This window comes from Micromonospora chalcea (assembly GCF_002926165.1).
GTDB lineage: Bacteria > Actinomycetota > Actinomycetes > Mycobacteriales > Micromonosporaceae > Micromonospora > Micromonospora chalcea.
The window spans coordinates 38,561-56,464 of sequence record NZ_MAGP01000002.1 but is presented as its reverse complement, the minus strand read 5'-3'; the positions used below and the strand labels follow the sequence as shown (position 1 = coordinate 56,464).

Sequence of the window (17,904 nt, the reverse complement as noted above, 5' to 3'; positions counted from 1 at the left end):
ATCGGGGCGCACAGCCGACGGCCCGGGCGGCGTACCACCCGGGCCGGCCACGGCGCCTGCCGTCGTCTCGTCGGAGATCACGGACCTCAGTCCGTCACCGGACGGACGACGATGCGGCGGTTGGGCTCGACGCCCTCGGACTCGCTCTCCACGCCGCTCATCGCGTTCACCACGTCGTGCACGCACTTGCGCTCGAACGCGGACATCGGCTCCAGGCGCACCGGCTCACCGTGCTCCTTGACCTTCTCGACCGCGTTCTTCGCCACGGCGGCCAGTTCCTTGCGCCGGGCGGCCCGGTAGCCGCCGACGTCCAGCAGCAGACGGCTCGGCGTGCCGGTCTGGCGGAACACGGCCAGCCGGGCCAGTTCCTGGAGCGCCTCCAGGGTCGCGCCGCGCTGGCCGACCAGGTTCTGCAGCCGTCCGCCGACCACTTCGACTACCGGACGGCCGCCGGAGACCAGCTCGTCGATGTCGCCGTCGTAGTCGAGGATGTCCAGCAGACCCTCGACGTAGTCGGCGGCGATCTCACTCTGCCGGAACAGGTCGCTGTCGGCCGGGGCCTTCTTCTCCCGGGCCTCGCCCGAGGCGTCCTCGGTCTCGGTGGCGGCGGTAACGGGGGTCTCCTCGTCCAGGGACTGGTCGGCGCTGGGGATGCTGGTCTCGGTCACGGGTCTCATCTCCGTACTCGCTCGGCCGGACCGTTCGGGGGTCCGCTGGTCTCCCGGGGCCGGCGGGAGGTTCGCCGGTTGCCCTCGGGCACGTCTGTACGGGCCAGTTTCGCCCGCGGCCGCGCGTCGCGCGGCGATTCCGGCCCGGCGCCGACTCCTCGGATGGCAGCACGTGACCGGAACGGGCCACCGCCGGTGTCGCGGCGGTGGCCCGGTGGAACTCAGCCCTGTCGCTTGGCGGGCCGGCTGCCGCCCTTCTTCGGGTTGACCGGCTTGGCGCCCGGCTTCGGTCCGGCCACCTTCGGCGCCGCGGCCGGGGCCTTCGCCGCCGGCTGGGCCGCCTTGCGGCCGAACAGGCCACCGGTCTTGGCCGGCTGCACCGGGCCCTTGCCGCCGGTGTTCTTGGCGGCGGTGGTGCTCTTCGCGGTGGGCGGCGGCGGGAACTTCCGCAGCACCCACTGCTGCTGGCCGAGCGTGAAGAGGTTGTTGGTGACCCAGTAGATGATCACACCGATCGGGAAGATCGCGCCCGAGATCAGCAGCGACAGCGGGATGCCGTAGAGCATCAGGCGCTGCACCATGCGCTGCTGCGGGTCCTCGGCCCAGCCGGTCTTGAGGATCATCTGACGGCTGGTCAGGTAGGTGGTGGCGATCATGATGATCACCAGGATGCCGGCGACGACCTTGACGGTGCCGGTGTTCGCGCCCAGCCGGCTGAGCTCCTCGGCGGTGGAGCCGAACTTGCCGGAGATCGGCGCGGTGAAGAGCGTCGCGTTCGAGGCGCTGTTGAACTGGTCGACAGTCCAGCCGTACAGGGTCTTGCCCTGGTTGTCCGGGCTGAGGCGGCGCAGCGTGTGGAACAGGCCCAGGAAGACCGGGATCTGGAGGAACATCGGAAGGCAGCCCATGAGCGGGTTGGCCTTTTCCTTCCGGTAGAGCTCCATCATCTCTTTCTGGAGCGTCTCCCGGTCACCCTTGTGCTTCTCCTGGAGCTCCTTCACCTTCGGCTGGAGCGCCTGCATGGCACGCTGCGACTTGATCTGCTTGACGAAGACCGGGAACAGGATCACCCGGACCGTCACCACCAGGAAGATGATGGCGAGGATCCAGGCCCAGTTCGTACCGATCACGGCCCCGACCGGAACTCCGATGGCGTCCCAGGCCGAGTGCCAGGTCAGCAGGATCCACGAGATCGCGTAGTAGATCCAGTCGAGACTAAACACTCAGGCTCCAGTCACGTCGGCACGGCGGCGGTCGCCCGGCTCCGGAACCGGGTCGTGTCCACCTGGGTGGAAGGGATGGCAGCGCGACAGCCGACGGACCGTCAGCCAGGCGCCCCGCAGCGCACCGTGCCGGGACACCGCCTCCACGGCGTAGGCACTGCACGACGGGTAGAACCGGCAGCGGGCCGGCAGAGCCGGACTTATCCACCGACGGTACGCGATGATAGGCGCCAGCAGCATGCGGGCACCGCTTGTGGGCGACGGAGTCGCGGTCGGGCCGGTCACCGCGACCGCCGTCCCCGGGGGGAACGCGCGGCGGCGAGAGCGGCGTCGAGGTCGGCCCCGAGCCGGGTGTACGTGGCGTCGGCGGCTGCCGGCAGCGCGCGTACCACGAGGGTCGTGCCGGCGGGCAGCTCGGCCAGCCGCTCGCGGACCAGGTGCCGGAGTCGGCGGCGGACCTTGTTCCGGACCACCGCGCCGCCGACGGCCTTGGACACGACGAAGCCGGCGCGGCTCGGTGCGGAGGTCTCCGCACCGCTGGTCCGCGCCGGCTCCGGCGAAGGTGTCGCGGTGGTGCCGATCGGCTCGGGGATGGTCAGGTGGACCACGACGGCGCCACGGCCGACGCGTCGGCCACCGCGAACCGCTGCGGCGAAGTCGCTACTGCGCCGCAGTCGTTGCGCGGCGGCCAGCACGACTGCCCACGTCCCCGGACCGGACCTGTCGGCCTCAGGCCGACAGGCGGGCGCGGCCCTTGGAACGACGGGTAGCGATGATGGCGCGGCCGGCACGGGTGCGCATGCGCAGCCGGAAGCCGTGGGTCTTCGCGCGCCGGCGGTTGTTCGGCTGGTAGGTGCGCTTGCTCACGTCAGGCTCTCCGTTGTCGTACGCCCCGCGCGGCGGATCGCCCGGGGTCGTGTGCTGGTCCAGGCCACCTTGTCGGTGACCTCCGATCGGCGCTGCCGTGACGCGCTCCCCGGCGATGCGAGGTGACAGCCACGGACAGCAAGCATCAATCACCCTAGCAGAGGGCGAGAGAGCAGCCGCTCCAGCCTACGCAGGGGCGCAATGACCGTCAAACGTCACACTCGGGCGTCCGACCTGCGTCGGAACGACGACCGAAGGGGCGGTTTTCACTGATGTTGCCAACGTCGTCAGGGTGTCGCCGGTTGATGGCGTGGGGTCCGCGCTGTTAGCGTGCCCGATTGCGGTCGGCGTCGGGGGTCCGGGGTTTGTCGCCGATCGGCAAGACCGGACACGCTGTTGAATCGTTCGGCACGGTGAACCCGCTTCAGCGCCTCCGTGGATCGAGGGGGGCAGGTCCGACCCGCGTCCGGTGGGCGGTCACAATCGGTCGGTACACAGGCTGTGGATAACTTGTGGATGACGACCGGTCAGCCGTCCGGGCGGGCGTGAGGAGCAGGCGAGGGGGTGGCACGACGGTGACCGGAGCGACCGACCTGGCCGCGGTGTGGACGGCGACCACCGACGAACTCGCCGACGAGATCATCTCCGCGCAGCAACGGGCGTACCTCCGGCTCACCCGGCTGCGGGCGATCGTCGAGGACACCGCGTTGCTCTCGGTGCCGGACGCCTTCACCCGCGACGTGATCGAGTCACGGCTCCGCCCGGCCATCACCGAGGCGCTGAGCCGCCGGCTCGGACGGCCGATACAGGTGGCCGTCACCGTACGGGTCACCGAGGACCCGGGCGCCCGCCCGGCCGGCACCGTCTACCGCAGCAGCCCGGAACCGCTCCCCGAGCACGACGGCGCCGCCCCGCTGCCCGGCTTCGACCAGGCCGCCCCGACCTTCCCGTCGCCCCGCCCGGAGCCCGGCTACGCCGACTCCCGCCCCGAGCCCGGTTACGCCGAGTCCCGCCCGGAACAGCAGGTGGACGAACCGGCGCCCCGGCAGCGGACCGCGGACGGCGGCCGACCCCACCTGATCCCCGCCGGCCGGGACGCGCAGGACACGCTCTTCAGCGCCACGTTCGCCGAGCCGCTGCGCGCCGCGCCCGAGCGCCGCGCCTTCGACGAGCGCACGCGCATCGAGCCGTCCGCTCCCGACGCCGGGGGTTACGAGCCGCGCTACCGGGAGAACCCGGCCGCCGACCCGGGGCCGATGCGCGGCCTGCCCCGCGACGGCGCCACCGACAACGGCCCCGGCCGCGGTGGCGCCGACCACCACCGTCCGGGTGGCGGCGGCCAGGCCGACCGCAGGCTCCCCGGCGGTACGGAGAGCGGCGGCAACCGGCTCAACCCGAAGTACATGTTCGAGACGTTCGTCATCGGCTCGTCCAACCGGTTCGCGCACGCGGCGAGCGTGGCGGTGGCCGAGTCGCCGGCCAAGGCGTACAACCCGCTGTTCATCTACGGCAGCTCCGGGCTGGGCAAGACCCACCTGCTGCACGCCATCGGGCACTACGCGACGACGCTCGGCAACGCCCGCTCGGTCCGGTACGTCTCGACCGAGGAATTCACCAACGACTTCATCAACTCGCTGCGCGACGACAAGACCAGCGCGTTCCAGCGCCGCTACCGGGACGTGGACATCCTCCTGATCGACGACATCCAGTTCCTGGAGAACCGGGAACGGACGCAGGAGGAGTTCTTCCACACCTTCAACACGCTGCACAACGCCAACAAGCAGATCGTGATCACGTCCGACCGCTCGCCGAAGCAGCTCGCGACGCTGGAGGACCGGCTGCGTACGCGCTTCGAGTGGGGCCTGCTCGCCGACATCCAGCCGCCGGACCTGGAGACGCGGATCGCGATCCTGCAGAAGAAGGCCGCCCAGGAGCGGCTGTTCGCACCGCCGGACGTGCTGGAGTTCATCGCCTCCCGGGTGTCGAACTCGATCCGCGAACTGGAGGGGGCCCTGATCCGGGTCACCGCCTTCGCCAGCCTCACCCGTTCCTCGGTCGAACTGTCGCTGGCCGAGGAGGTGCTGCGGGACTTCATCCCGGACGGCGCCGGCCCGGAGATCACCGCGGACCAGATCATGGTGTCGACCGCCGACTACTTCGGGGTGAGCCTGGAGGACCTGCGCGGCCACTCCCGGTCCCGGGTGCTCGTCAACGCCCGCCAGGTGGCCATGTACCTGTGCCGCGAGCTGACCGACCTGTCGCTGCCCCGGATCGGGCAGGCGTTCGGCGGCCGGGACCACACCACAGTGATGCACGCGGACCGCAAGATCCGCCAGCAGATGGCGGAGCGGCGCTCGCTCTACAACCAGATCGCCGAGCTGACCAACCGCATCAAGCAGAACACCTGACCCCAGCTCTCCCGCGGTGCCCGCGCGCCGCCCGCGCACCGCCCGTCCGGTGGCTCCGGCGGTGATCAAGGAGTTTGTGTCGGGACGACACGTCATTCCTGCCCCGAACTCCTTGGTCAACAGGGCGGGGCTGCTGCGCAGGAGTCCGCCGACCCGAGCGCCTCACCCAGCGTCTGCACGGACCCCGACCGCAGATCTTGGAAGGAAACGGCCGCTACAGGGGCCCTCGCCTTCCAAGATCTCTGCGGAGCCGGGGCTTGGCCTCGCACGAGTCGACCGGGGCCCCGAGCCCCATCGAAACTTTGCGTCGATCATGAGGTTGACGGCGACAAACCGGGCGCCAACTGCCGCCAACTTCATGGTCGACACGTGCGAGGCGGGAGCCGGAGGGCGGGCGGGGACGGGGGCGGCGCGCCGAGGAAGGCTCGTGCCGACGCCCTGTTGACGTGATGAAGGTGACCACGGGACGCCCGACAGGCGGCTGACGGCAAGCCGACAGCACGGTTCGTTGACCCTCGACCCGGTGGAGGGCCCAGGATCGGCGCTGTGTTCGTCCACAGCTCGTACCTCTTGTCCACAGCCCCTGTGTCACAGGCAGTGGACAACCACCGTCCGCACCCGGCCGGTTACCCACAGACTGTGGACAACTCCTGGGGACGAGGCTGTGGACGCCTGGGGATGACGATCACGTTGTCCCCAGATGACAGGTCGCCTGTGGGCGAGCTGTTGAAGGTTCTGGGGATTAAGGCGGTCGACGCTGTCGGCGCTGTCCACAGCGCTGGGGAGAAAACCGGTGGATTAGCGGTGGACAACCGGTGGACAGCCGTGGAAAACCCGGCGGCTGGCGGGGGCTGTGGACCGGGACACGAGTTTTACCCCCGGTTCTCCACAGCCAAACCACCGGTGGATAACGTGTCTGACCTGCGCAGACGTTGGTTCTCCACAGTTTGCACAGGTGCGATGAAGACGATGAGTTATCTCTTCTAAACAACAAAAACCAATCATCACCGTTGGACTTCCTGTGGATCGGGCCGGAGCGCTGCCGTCGGCAGTCACCCCGGGCACCTGGATCCACGGGGTCGGGCGCACAGCCGATGCCCGCGCGCCCTAAGGTGCGATGGGTACCCGCACGGTCGGGCGGGACGGGTGGCAGCGGTCGGCATGAGAGAGTTGTCGCTGACGTCGACGCGGAGGCATTGATGAAGTTCCGAGTGGAGCGCGACGCGCTCGCCGAGGCGGTCGCGTGGACCGCCAAGAGCCTGCCCAACCGGCCCTCCGTACCGGTGCTGGCCGGGGTGATGCTCCGCGTCACCGACGGCAACCTGCAGGTCTCCGGCTTCGACTACGAGGTCTCCAGCCAGGTGACGGTCGAGGTGCAGGGTGACGCGGACGGCGCCGCCCTGGTCTCCGGCCGCCTGCTCGCCGAGATCACCAAGGCCCTGCCGGCCAAGCCGGTGGACATCGCCGCCGTCGGCGCCCACCTGGAGCTGGTCTGCGGCAGCGCCCGCTTCACGCTGCCCACCATGCCGGTGGAGGACTACCCGACGCTGCCGGAGATGCCGGAGAGCGCGGGCACCGTCGACGCCGCGGCCTTCGCCACGGCCGTGGCCCAGGTTGCGGTGGCCGCCGGCCGCGACGAGACGCTGCCGATGATGACCGGTGTACGCCTCGAGCTGAGCGGCGGCACGATGGCCATGCTGGCGACCGACCGATACCGCCTCGCGCTGCGCGAGATGGAGTGGAACCCGGACGACCCGGAGATCAGCCTCAACGCGCTGGTGCCGGCCCGTACGCTGCACGACACCGCCAAGGCGCTCGGCCCGCTCGGCGGCCACGTCACCATGGCGCTCTCCTCCGGCGGCGCCGGCGAAGGCATGATCGGCTTCTCCGGTGGCACCCGCCGGACCACCAGCCGCCTGCTCGACGGCGCCAACTACCCGCCGGTGCGTTCGCTGTTCCCGGCCGACCACAACGCCGAGGCCCGCGTCGCCGTCGCCACGCTCATCGAGGTGGTCAAGCGGGTCGCTCTCGTCGCCGAGCGCACCACCCCCGTGCTGCTCAGCTTCAGCGCCGACGGCCTCGTGGTGGAGGCGGGCGGCACCGAGGAGGCCCGGGCCAGCGAGGCGATGGAGGCCACCTTCACCGGTGAGCCGCTCACCATCGGCTTCAACCCGCAGTACCTCATCGACGGCCTGTCCAACCTCGGCGCCCAGCACGCCCTGCTCCGGTTCGTCGACGCGTTCAAGCCCGCGGTCATTTCCCCGGCCGGCGAGGATGGCGAGGTCATACCGGGGTACCGGTACCTCATCATGCCGATCCGCGTGTCCCGCTGATCGCAGGCAGCACGACCCTGACGTACGGAGGTAGGAGCAGATGCAGCTCGGCCTGGTAGGACTCGGCCGGATGGGCGGCAACATGCGGGAGCGGCTGCGCGCCGCCGGGCACGAGGTGGTCGGCTTCGACCACAACCCGGAGATCAGCGACGCCGCGAGCCTGACTGAGCTGGCCGAGAAGCTCCAGTCGCCCCGCGCGGTCTGGGTCATGGTTCCCGCCGGCGTCACCGACGCCACCATCGACGAGCTCGCCGAGGTGCTCGGCGAGGGCGACATCATCATCGACGGCGGCAACTCCCGGTTCAGCGACGACGCCCCGCGTGCCGAGCGGCTGAACGAGCAGGGCATCGGCTACATCGACGTCGGCGTCTCCGGCGGCGTCTGGGGCCGGCAGAACGGGTACGGGCTGATGGTCGGCGGCGCGCAGGAGCACGTCGAGCGCCTGATGCCGATCTTCGAGGCGCTCAAGCCCGAGGGCGAGTTCGGCTTCGTGCACGCCGGCCCGGTCGGCGCCGGCCACTACGCCAAGATGGTGCACAACGGCATCGAGTACGGCCTGATGCACGCCTACGCCGAGGGCTACGAGCTGCTGACCGCCTCCGAGCTGGTCACGAACGTTCCCGGCGTGTTCAAGTCGTGGCGCGAGGGCACCGTGGTCCGCTCCTGGCTGCTCGACCTGCTGGACCGGGCGCTGGACGAGGACCCGGAGCTGGCCGAGCTGAGCGGCTACACGGAGGACACCGGCGAGGGCCGTTGGACCGTGGACGAGGCGGTACGGCTCGCCGTGCCGCTCAACGTCATCACCGCGTCGCTGTTCGCCCGGTTCGCGTCCCGGCAGGACGACTCGCCCGCCATGAAGGCCGTCGCCGCGCTGCGCCAGCAGTTCGGCGGCCACGCCGTCCACAAGCGCTGACCGGTATCCACAGCCTGTGTACGTCCGCCGGCTCGAACTGGTCGACTTCCGCTCGTACGAGCGCGTCGGCGTGGACCTGGAGCCGGGGCCGAACGTGCTCGTCGGCGCCAACGGCGTCGGCAAGACGAACCTGGTCGAGGCGCTCGGCTACGTGGCGACCCTGGATTCGCACCGGGTCGCCACGGACGCCCCGCTGGTCCGGATGGGCGCCACCTCGGCGGTGATCCGCTGCGCGGTGGTGCACGAGGGCCGGGAACTGCTTGTCGAGCTGGAGATCGTGCCGGGCAAGGCCAACCGGGCCCGCCTCGGCCGGTCCCCGGCCCGGCGCGCCCGAGACGTGCTCGGCGCGCTGCGCCTGGTGCTGTTCGCGCCGGAGGACCTGGAACTGGTCCGCGGGGACCCCTCGGAACGTCGCCGCTACCTGGACGACCTGCTGGTCACCCGCCAGCCCCGCTTCGCCGGGGTACGCGCCGACTACGAGCGCGTGGTGAAGCAACGCAACGCGCTGCTGCGTACCTCGTACCTCGCTCGCAAGACCGGTGGCACACGCGGCGGTGACCTGTCGACGCTGGCCGTGTGGGACGCGCATCTGGCCCAGCACGGCGCGGACCTGCTCGCCGGCCGCCTGGAACTGGTCGCCGCGCTCACCCCGCACGTGGCGAAGGCGTACGACGCGGTGGCGGCCGGCCGCGGCGCGGCGGGCATCGCGTACCGGCCCTCGGTCGAGCTGCCCGAACCCGGCGCCGACCGCGCGGCGCTGGCGGAGGCGCTGGCCGCCGCGCTGACCGCGAACCGCGCCGCCGAGATCGAGCGCGGCACCACGCTCGTCGGCCCGCACCGCGACGACCTGGCGCTCACCCTCGGCCCGCTGCCCGCCAAGGGGTACGCGAGCCACGGCGAGTCGTGGTCCTACGCGCTGGCGCTGCGCCTGGCCGGGTACGACCTGCTGCGCGCCGACGGGATCGAGCCGGTGCTGGTGCTCGACGACGTCTTCGCCGAGCTGGACACCGGCCGGCGGGACCGGCTGGCCGAGCTGGTGGGCGGCGCGAGCCAGCTGCTCGTCACCTGCGCTGTGGACGACGACGTGCCGGCGACCCTGCGCGGCACCCGGTACGCGGTGGGCGACGGGACGGTGCGACGTGTCTGACGACGAGGTGCAGCTACCGCCCGCGCGGCTCGGGCCGGGACGCGACGCGCGTACCCCGGGAAAGCCCGCGGACGGCGAGCCGGGCGCGAACCTGCCGGAGGGCGCGACCGGGCCGGAACTGGCGCGGGCTGTGCTTGACGCGGCGAAGGCCCGGCGGCAGGCGGCGGCTCCCCGGCGGCGCGGCGCGGTCCGCGGCGACGGCGAGAAGCGGCTGCGCGGCTACTCCGGCCCGGGGCCGGACCCGCGCGACCCGCAGCCGCTGGGTGCGGTGCTGGACAAGCTGGTCAAGGCGCGGGGCTGGCAGCAGCCGGCGGCCGAGGCGACGGTGTTCGGCGCGTGGGAGAAGGTGGTCGGCCCGGAGGTCGCCCAGCACAGCCGCCCGGTGAAGCTGGAGGACGGCGAGCTGACGGTGGAGGCGCGCTCGACGGCGTGGGCGACGCAGTTGCGTCTGCTGGCGGGCTCGCTGTTGCAGCAGATCGCCCGCGAGGTCGGCCACAACGTGGTGCGCAAGCTGCACATTCACGGCCCGGCTGCGCCGTCGTGGTCGCGCGGCCCCCGGCGGGTACGCGGGCGCGGGCCCCGCGACACCTACGGCTGACCGTCGCCGCCCGAGCGCTGGGCCTCCCGCCGGGCGCGCTTGAGTTCGCGCTGCTCGCGGCTCCACTGCTTGCGGCGTTCCAGGTCCTGCTTCCAGGCTTCGCGGGCCAGCCGGGAGCCGCCCTGCACCGCGCCCTGGACCTGGGAGGGGCCGGCGAGGTTCTGGAACACCCAGCCCAACAGGCGGCCACCCTTGCCGGAGGCGTCGCCCACCTGCTCGTCGTCGCTCATCCCGCCGCCCTCCAATGGTTCGTGTGCAAACCATTGGTACACCAATCGTTGCTAGGATCGCAACGACGACGAGGAGGACGAGGTGACCGACCCGATCGAGGAGGACCCCCTGGCGCTGGAGCAGCAGGTCTGCTTCGCGCTGTCGGTCGCCGCCCGGAGCGTCGTCGCGGTCTACCGCCCGCTGCTGGAGCCGATGGGGCTCACCCACCCGCAGTACCTGGTCATGCTGGCACTCTGGCAGCACGCGCCGCTGTCCGGGCGGGATCTGAGCCGGCTGCTCCAGCTCGACCCGGGCACGCTGTCACCGCTGCTCAAGCGGCTGGAGGCGGCCGGCTACATCCGGCGGGAACGCGACGCCGCCGACGAGCGCAGTCTGGCCGTCTCGCTCACCGCCGAGGGGCAGGCGCTGCGGACGCAGGCCGAGCGGATCCCGCCGGCCATCGTGCAGCGCCTGGGTCTGCCGCTGGCCGACCTGCGGCACCTGCACACGGCGCTGACCGAGGTGATCGCGGCCGCCAACCGGGCCACGTCTTCTTCCGGCGCTGCGGCGCCCGGTCAGGCGTCGGCGTAGACCGCGAAGCCGCGCTCCGCGCAGCGCCGGTAGAAGGCCGCCAGCACGCTCAGCTCGGCGCAGGTGAAGTTCCACTGCGGCGGGTCGCCGCTCTCGTCGCGCAGCCGGTCCAGCCGGCTGTCCAGCCAGCGGAGCTGCTGCTCGGCGAGCCGCCCGTCACCCAGCAACGCGCGCAGCACCTCGCTCACCGACTCGAACGTGACCGCCTCGCCGTACGGCCGGTGCCGGGCGACGAACTTCTCCAGGCCCTCGGCGATCCACGAGCAGCCGTCCGGGTCGATCACCGGGTCCTCGTCCTCGGCCGAGTTCTCCGTGGCGTAGAGCACATTTTCCAGCCCGAGGATCAGGTCGACCAGTTCGGTGTACGCGGTCGCCCGTACCGTGCCGGTCTTGGCGATCAGCTCGGCGAGCGCGGCGGTCGGCGCGGAGATCCGGGGCACGTCCACGATCTCGCCGAAGTCCACGAACTCGGCCGGCGCGACCGGGTCGTAGAAGCGGCCGGTCCGCGGCCAGTGCACCGCGACGTTGTCCAGCCCCATCGGGCGTCACCTCTCACCAAGCGTTTTCGGACCATCTTCGACGATCGTCCCGGTTGCGGGTGCGAAAGATCAAGACCGCAACGGCGGCGCCGCAAAAGCTACGGCACGCCGGACCCGGCCGCGACCCCCGGTCGGGACAGCAGCCGATCACCGGTCGGATGATCGTCACGGCTCACGGTGGCCGGTGGCGCGGCGGTGCCCCGTTGGCGTGTAGGGGGAGTCGCGGGAGGCGCGGTTCGTCCGGCTACGGCATTCTCAGCCGCCTCGGAGAGGGTGCCGAGTGGCGGTTTGGTCGGCTCCGCACAGTAAGATTGGGAGCGAGACGAAAGACCCGAGACGGAGCGACGGGCAGGGGCCCTCCGGGCCCTCGATCATAGTCCCGCCTCGGGTCCGAGCCGATCGCGATCCGCGGGCAACCGTGGCGCCCGGCGTACACGATCCGTGCCTGGTGATCCCAGGGGCGGTCCGTGCGCGCCGACGTCGCGTCCTGTCCGCCGAACCCGCGCCCCCGCGCCCACGCGCGGCCGGTGCGAGAAAGTGGCCGAGCGTGGCAGCGGAGGACAACAAGAAGTACGGTGCCGAGTCCATCACCGTTCTCGAAGGCCTGGAAGCGGTCCGGAAGCGCCCCGGTATGTACATCGGGTCCACCGGCGAGCGCGGTCTGCACCACCTGGTGTGGGAGGTCGTCGACAACGCGGTGGACGAGGCGCTGGCCGGGCACTGCGACACCATCGACGTGGTGCTGCTGGCCGACGGCGGCGTCCGGGTGACCGACAACGGCCGTGGCTTCCCGGTCGACCTGCACCCGAAGCTGAAGAAGCCGGGTGTCGAGGTCGCGCTGACCGTGCTGCACGCCGGCGGCAAGTTCGACGGCAAGGCGTACGCGGTTTCCGGCGGCCTGCACGGCGTGGGCGTCTCCGTGGTCAACGCGCTGTCCACCCGGATGGCGGTCGAGATCCACAAGGACGGTTTCGTCTGGCGCCAGCGCTACGACCACTCCAAGCCGACGCCGCTGGAGAAGGGCGAGGAGACCGACCGCACCGGTTCGGCCGTCTCCTTCTGGCCCGACCCCGACGTCTTCGAGACCGTCGACTTCGACTTCCACACCATCTACCGGCGCCTCCAGGAGATGGCCTTCCTCACCCGGGGCCTCACCATCCACCTGCTCGACGAGCGGGTGCCGGAGGACGAGGACGGCAAGACCCGCGAGGTCACCTTCCACTACGAGGGCGGCATCGCCGACTTCGTCCGCCACCTCAACGCCTCCAAGAGCCCGATCCACAAGACGGTGGTCGAGTTCGGCGCCGAGGAGACCGGCATGTCGGTCGAGATCGCCATGCAGTGGAACGAGTCGTACGGCGAGTCGGTCTACACGTTCGCCAACAACATCAACACCCACGAGGGCGGCACCCACGAGGAGGGCTTCCGGGCCGCGTTGACGAGCGTCGTCAACCGCTACGGCGCCGACAAGAAGCTGCTCAAGGGCGACGAGCGCCTCTCCGGTGAGGACATCCGCGAGGGCCTGGCCGCGATCATCTCGGTCAAGCTCACCGACCCCCAGTTCGAGGGCCAGACCAAGACCAAGCTGGGCAACACCCCGGTCAAGGGCTTCGTGCAGCGGGTCTGCAACGAGTCGCTCGTCGACTGGTTCGACCGCAACCCGGCCGAGGCGAAGATCATCATCCAGAAGGCATCCCAGGCGGCCCGGGCCCGCATCGCCGCCCAGCAGGCGCGCAAGCTCGCCCGGCGCAAGTCGCTGCTGGAGTCCGGCTCGATGCCCGGCAAGCTGGCCGACTGCCAGTCCACCGACCCGCGCGAGTCCGAGGTCTTCATCGTCGAGGGCGACTCGGCCGGCGGCTCGGCCAAGCAGGGCCGCGACCCGCGTACGCAGGCGATCCTGCCGATCCGCGGCAAGATCCTCAACGTGGAGAAGGCCCGCATCGACCGGGTGCTGAAGAACAACGAGGTGCAGGCGCTGATCACCGCGCTGGGCACCGGCATCCACGACGACTTCGACATCGAGAAGCTGCGCTACCACAAGATCGTGCTGATGGCCGACGCCGACGTCGACGGCCAGCACATCCAGACGCTGCTGCTCACGCTGCTGTTCCGGTTCATGCGGCCGCTGGTGGAGCTGGGGCACGTCTACCTGGCCGCCCCGCCGCTCTACAAGATCAAGTGGAACAAGAAGGGCGACGACGCCCAGTACGCGTACTCGGACCGGGAACGCGACGGGCTGATCGCGCTGCGCCAGCAGAAGAAGCCCAACGCCCGCCCGGACGACATCCAGCGGTTCAAGGGTCTCGGTGAGATGAACTACCCCGAGCTGTGGGAGACCACGATGAACCCGGCGACGCGCACGCTGCGCCAGGTCACGCTCGACGACGCCGCAACCGCGGACGAGCTGTTCAGCGTCCTGATGGGTGAGGACGTCGAGGCACGTCGGTCGTTCATCCAGCGCAACGCCAAGGACGTGCGGTTCCTGGACATCTGACGGACGCGCCGGGCCGGCCGTTGATCCACCGGCCGGCCCGGTAGTCCACAGAGTTATCCACAGTCTGAACGCTTTCCACAGCCGTTATCCACAGCGAGACCATGACTGAAGAGTCTGATAAGGGTTAACAGTGACCGATACTCCCGAGTCCACCCCGAACGAGCCGGAGACCCCGGAGACACTGGCCGCGGTCGTCCAGCACGACCGGATCGAGCCGGTCGGCCTCGAGGTCGAGATGCAGCGCTCGTACCTCGACTACGCGATGAGCGTCATCGTCGGGCGGGCCCTGCCGGACGTCCGGGACGGGCTCAAGCCGGTCCACCGCAAGATCCTCTACGCCATGTTCGACTCCGGCTACCGGCCGGACCGCGGGTACGTGAAGTGCTCCCGCGTCGTCGGCGACGTGATGGGCCAGTTCCACCCGCACGGCGACTCGGCCATCTACGACGCGCTGGTCCGGATGGCGCAGCCGTGGTCGCTGCGCTACCCGCTGGTCGACGGCAACGGCAACTTCGGCTCGCCCGGTAACGATCCGGCTGCCGCCATGAGGTACTGCGTCACGGCAGATGTCCGGGTTCGTACCGTTGACGGCACCGTCCGGATCGGCGACATCGTGCCGGACGCCGCGCCGAGCAGCGAGACCGACGTCGACCTCAAGGTCCGCGACCGCAACGGCGACCTGGTCCGCGCCTCCAAGTTCTTCCACTCCGGCGAGCACCCGACGCTGCGGCTGCGCACCCGCGAGGGGTACGAACTGACCGGCACCCACAACCACCCGGTGCTCTGCCTGGTGAACGTGGCCGGCGTGCCGACCCTGCTGTGGAAGCTGCTCGCCGAGATCGCCCCGGGCGACCGGGTGGTCCTCCAGCGCACGGTGCCGGACGAGATCGGCTACCCGATGCTGGAGCACGTCGAGGCCGCCGTGCTGGCCGGCGCCTTCGTGTCCGAGGGCTGGGTGTCGGAGAACCGGGCCGGCTTCAACAACGTGGACCGGGAGTTCTTCGTCCGGGTCCTCACCGCCTACGACCTCGCGGTCGGCGGCCCCCGGTACGTCGCCGAGCGGGTCATCGCCTCCGGCAGCACGCTGCACGAGCTCGACGTACAGGACCTCATCGCGCTCCGGGCAAGCGTGCTCGGCGAGATGGTGGGCGCGCGGAGCGCCGGCAAGTTCGTGCCGGAGTTCGTCTGGCGCGGACCGGCCGCGGTCAAGCGGGCCTTCCTCCAGGCGCTGTTCGAGGGCGACGGTTCGTCGTCGCTGCTGCCCCGCCACACGATCCAGGTCTCCTACTCGACCCGCAGCGAGCGGCTGGCCCGCGAGGTGCAGCAGTTGCTGCTGGAGTTCGGCGTGGTCAGCCGGCAGTGCCGGTACGACAACGGCGAGATCAAGGTCGTCGTCACCAACCGGCGGGACGCCCGGATCTTCGCCGCCCACGTCGGCTTCCTCGGCCGCAAGCAGGCCAAGCTGGAATCCGAGCTGGCCCAGGTGCCGGCCAGCAGCACCGCGCTCTCCGGCGATCACGTGCCGTTCGTCGGTGAGTTCGTCCGCGAGCACGGCGCTAGCCGCTGGACCGAGCGCGACTGGCTGCGCCGGCACAACGTGGACCGGATCGAGCGCTGGGAGCGGGACCGCGACGAGATCGCGGCCCGGATCACCGAGCCGGGCATCCTCGACGTGGTCGAACCGCTCGTCGACGGCCGCTTCTACTACGCCGAGGTGACCGAGGTCACCGACGCCGGACTGCAGCCGGTTTACAGCATTCGGGTGGACACCGAGGACCACTCGTTCGTCTCCGACGGCTTCGTCAGCCACAACACCGAGTGCAAGCTCGACCCGCTGGCGATGGAGATGCTGCGGGACATCGACGAGGACACCGTCGACCTGCAGGACAACTACGACGGCCGGGCCAAGGAGCCCACGATCCTGCCGTCGCGGATCCCGAACCTGCTGATCAACGGCTCCGAGGGCATCGCGGTCGGCATGGCCACCAAGATCCCGCCGCACAACCTGCGCGAGATCGGCGCGGCGGTGCAGTGGTGCCTGGAGCACCCGGAGGCCGACGAGGCCACCACGCTGGAAGCCCTGCTGGAGATCGTCAAGGGCCCGGACTTCCCGACCCACGGCCTGATCGTCGGCCAGGCGGGCATTCAGGACGCGTACCGGACCGGGCGCGGCTCGATCCGGATGCGCGCCGTGGTCGAGGTCGAGGAGGACAAGCGCGGCCGGCCGGCGCTCGTGGTCAGCGAGCTGCCGTACCAGGTCAACCCGGACAACCTCGCCGAGCGCATCGCCGAGCTGATCAAGGAGGGCAAGCTCGCCGGCATCGCCGACATCCGCGACGAGTCCTCCGGGCGTACCGGCATGCGGATCGTGCTCGTGCTCAAGCGCGACGCGGTCGCCAAGGTGGTGCTGAACAACCTCTACAAGCACACCCAGCTCCAGGAGACGTTCGGCGCCAACATGCTGGCGCTCGTCGACGGCGTGCCGCGCACGCTCAACCTGGCCCAGTTCATCCGGTACTACGTCGAGCACCAGATCGAGGTGATCCGGCGGCGGACCGCGTTCCGGCTGCGCAAGGCCGAGGAGCGGGCGCACATCCTGCGCGGTCTGTCCAAGGCGCTGGACGCGCTGGACGAGGTGATCGCCCTGATCCGGCGTTCGCCCACGGTGGAGGACGCCCGGCAGGGCCTGATCCGGCTGCTGGACATCGACGAGGTCCAGGCGACCGCGATCCTGGACATGCAGCTGCGCCGGCTGGCCGCCCTGGAGCGGCAGCGCATCCTGGACGACCTGGCGAAGCTGGAACTGGAGATCGCCGACCTCAAGGACATCCTGGCCAAGCCGGAGCGGCAGCGGCGGATCGTCTCGGAGGAACTGGGCGAGATCGTCGCGAAGTGGGGCGACGACCGGCGTACGAAGATCGTCCCGTTCGACGGCGAGGTCTCGATGGAGGACCTCATCGCCCGCGAGGACGTGGTCGTGACGATCACCCGCACCGGGTACGCGAAGCGGACGAAGGTCGACCTCTACCGGTCGCAGCGGCGTGGCGGCAAGGGCGTCAGCGGGGCGACGCTCCGCCAGGACGACATCGTCAGCCACTTCTTCGTATGCTCTACCCACGACTGGATCCTGTTCTTCACGAACAAGGGTCGGGTCTACCGGGCGAAGGCGTACGAGCTTCCCGAGGCCAGTAGGGTGGCCAAGGGCCAGCACGTGGCCAACCTGCTCGCGTTCCAGCCCGACGAGCAGATCGCGCAGATCATTGAAATCCCGAACTACCAGGTGGCGCCCTACCTGGTACTGGCCACGAAGAACGGCCTGGTGAAGAAGACGCGGCTCGAGGAGTTCGACTCCAACCGTTCCGGCGGCATCATCGCGATCAACCTGCGCGATGAGGACGAGCTGGTCGGTGCGGTCCTGGCCGCTCCGGAGGACGACCTGCTGCTGGTGTCGAAGAACGCCCAGGCGATCCGCTTCAACGCCACCGACGAGGCGCTGCGTCCGATGGGCCGGGCCACGTCCGGTGTGATCGGCATGCGCTTCAGCGGCGAGGACGAGTTGCTCGCGGTCGAGGTGGTGCGAGAGGGTCTGGACGTTCTGGTCGCGACGAACGGGGGTTACGCGAAACGTACCCCGATCGAGGAATACCCGGTGCAGGGCCGGGGAGGTAAGGGCGTGCTGACCGCGAAGATCACCGAGCGACGCGGTGGCCTGGTCGGCGCGGTAGTGATCGATCCGGAGGACGAGCTGTTCGCCATCACCAGCAACGGCGGCGTCATCCGGACTCCGGTGAAGCCTGTACGCCGTACGCGTGACCGGAACACAATGGGGGTCAAGCTGATGGACCTCCCGGACGGCGTGACTATCGTGGCGATTGCTCGCAATGCCGACGAGCCTGACGAACAGGACTAGTTG

Annotated in this window: 15 protein-coding genes; 8 read left to right on the top strand and 7 right to left on the bottom strand. The window is 70.4% G+C overall.

Annotation, left to right across the window (positions count from 1 at the left end):
* Window positions 1-86: 86 nt before the first annotated feature.
* From BAW75_RS01410 to rpmH, 5 genes are all read right to left on the bottom strand, one after another.
* Window positions 87-677 (bottom strand): Jag family protein, encoded by a 591-nt coding sequence (locus BAW75_RS01410; RefSeq protein WP_030499504.1) that lies wholly within the window; start codon window positions 675-677, stop codon window positions 87-89.
* A gap of 212 nt (window positions 678-889) precedes the next feature.
* A complete protein-coding gene (gene yidC, locus BAW75_RS01405) occupies window positions 890-1,891 on the bottom strand; it encodes a membrane protein insertase YidC (protein ID WP_043327681.1) in 1,002 nt (333 codons plus the stop codon).
* Window positions 1,892-2,131 (bottom strand): membrane protein insertion efficiency factor YidD, encoded by a 240-nt coding sequence (yidD, locus tag BAW75_RS01400; protein ID WP_091567651.1) that lies wholly within the window; start codon window positions 2,129-2,131, stop codon window positions 1,892-1,894. It lies immediately after the preceding gene.
* Between the two features lie 41 nt (window positions 2,132-2,172).
* Window positions 2,173-2,586, bottom strand: a complete 414-nt coding sequence (rnpA, locus tag BAW75_RS01395; protein ID WP_043327680.1) for a ribonuclease P protein component — start codon at window positions 2,584-2,586, stop codon at window positions 2,173-2,175.
* 34 nt (window positions 2,587-2,620) lie between these two features.
* The gene (rpmH, locus tag BAW75_RS01390) at window positions 2,621-2,758 is read right to left on the bottom strand and encodes a 50S ribosomal protein L34 (RefSeq protein WP_018788530.1); all 138 of its coding nucleotides are present in this window, start codon (window positions 2,756-2,758) and stop codon (window positions 2,621-2,623) included.
* Between the two features lie 575 nt (window positions 2,759-3,333).
* Between rpmH and dnaA the strand changes: the two genes are divergently transcribed.
* The 5 genes from dnaA to BAW75_RS01365 all read left to right on the top strand — a co-directional run bounded on the left by dnaA (window position 3,334) and on the right by BAW75_RS01365 (window position 10,157).
* Window positions 3,334-5,166, top strand: a complete 1,833-nt coding sequence (gene dnaA, locus BAW75_RS01385) for a chromosomal replication initiator protein DnaA (protein ID WP_104112372.1) — start codon at window positions 3,334-3,336, stop codon at window positions 5,164-5,166.
* Between the two features lie 1,199 nt (window positions 5,167-6,365).
* Complete coding sequence (gene dnaN / locus BAW75_RS01380; protein WP_043327678.1) at window positions 6,366-7,499, top strand: DNA polymerase III subunit beta; 1,134 nt, start codon at window positions 6,366-6,368, stop codon at window positions 7,497-7,499.
* 40 nt (window positions 7,500-7,539) lie between these two features.
* The gene (gnd, locus tag BAW75_RS01375; protein WP_030499509.1) at window positions 7,540-8,412 is read left to right on the top strand and encodes a phosphogluconate dehydrogenase (NAD(+)-dependent, decarboxylating); all 873 of its coding nucleotides are present in this window, start codon (window positions 7,540-7,542) and stop codon (window positions 8,410-8,412) included.
* A 16-nt stretch (window positions 8,413-8,428) separates the two neighbouring features.
* The gene (gene recF / locus BAW75_RS01370; RefSeq protein ID WP_043327677.1) at window positions 8,429-9,559 is read left to right on the top strand and encodes a DNA replication/repair protein RecF; all 1,131 of its coding nucleotides are present in this window, start codon (window positions 8,429-8,431) and stop codon (window positions 9,557-9,559) included.
* On the top strand, window positions 9,552-10,157 hold the full coding sequence (locus tag BAW75_RS01365) for a DciA family protein (RefSeq protein ID WP_043327676.1): 606 nt from the start codon (window positions 9,552-9,554) through the stop codon (window positions 10,155-10,157). The genes recF and BAW75_RS01365 overlap by 8 nt, the downstream gene beginning before the upstream one ends.
* Here the strand turns inward: BAW75_RS01365 and BAW75_RS01360 are convergent.
* Window positions 10,148-10,387, bottom strand: coding sequence for a hypothetical protein (locus tag BAW75_RS01360; protein ID WP_043327675.1), 240 nt, complete (start codon window positions 10,385-10,387; stop codon window positions 10,148-10,150). The two genes, BAW75_RS01365 and BAW75_RS01360, sit on opposite strands and share 10 nt — an antisense overlap.
* Before the next feature lie 82 nt (window positions 10,388-10,469).
* Here BAW75_RS01360 and BAW75_RS01355 point away from each other — a divergent pair, with 82 nt between their 5' ends.
* Complete coding sequence (locus BAW75_RS01355; RefSeq protein WP_064448046.1) at window positions 10,470-10,958, top strand: MarR family winged helix-turn-helix transcriptional regulator; 489 nt, start codon at window positions 10,470-10,472, stop codon at window positions 10,956-10,958.
* Here BAW75_RS01355 and BAW75_RS01350 read toward each other — a convergent pair.
* Window positions 10,943-11,497, bottom strand: a complete 555-nt coding sequence (locus BAW75_RS01350; protein ID WP_043327673.1) for a hypothetical protein — start codon at window positions 11,495-11,497, stop codon at window positions 10,943-10,945. The two genes, BAW75_RS01355 and BAW75_RS01350, sit on opposite strands and share 16 nt — an antisense overlap.
* A gap of 547 nt (window positions 11,498-12,044) precedes the next feature.
* On the opposite strand from BAW75_RS01350, the gene gyrB reads away from it, so the two are divergent.
* Window positions 12,045-13,991 carry a DNA topoisomerase (ATP-hydrolyzing) subunit B gene (gene gyrB, locus BAW75_RS01345; RefSeq protein WP_043327672.1) on the top strand — a complete coding sequence of 649 codons (1,947 nt, stop codon included), beginning with the start codon at window positions 12,045-12,047 and terminating at the stop codon, window positions 13,989-13,991.
* 130 nt (window positions 13,992-14,121) lie between these two features.
* Window positions 14,122-17,901 carry an intein-containing DNA gyrase subunit A gene (gene gyrA / locus BAW75_RS01340; RefSeq protein WP_104112371.1) on the top strand — a complete coding sequence of 1,260 codons (3,780 nt, stop codon included), beginning with the start codon at window positions 14,122-14,124 and terminating at the stop codon, window positions 17,899-17,901.
* Window positions 17,902-17,904: the final 3 nt, after the last annotated feature.

Coding starts and splice junctions, on each gene's coding strand:
- BAW75_RS01360 (WP_043327675.1), bottom strand. CDS start 10,387: ATGAGCGACGACGAGCAGGTGGGCGACGCCTCCGGCAAGGGTGGCCGC.
- dnaN (WP_043327678.1), top strand. CDS start 6,366: ATGAAGTTCCGAGTGGAGCGCGACGCGCTCGCCGAGGCGGTCGCGTGG.
- BAW75_RS01410 (WP_030499504.1), bottom strand. CDS start 677: ATGAGACCCGTGACCGAGACCAGCATCCCCAGCGCCGACCAGTCCCTG.
- gnd (WP_030499509.1), top strand. CDS start 7,540: ATGCAGCTCGGCCTGGTAGGACTCGGCCGGATGGGCGGCAACATGCGG.
- BAW75_RS01350 (WP_043327673.1), bottom strand. CDS start 11,497: ATGGGGCTGGACAACGTCGCGGTGCACTGGCCGCGGACCGGCCGCTTC.
- yidD (WP_091567651.1), bottom strand. CDS start 2,131: ATGCTGCTGGCGCCTATCATCGCGTACCGTCGGTGGATAAGTCCGGCT.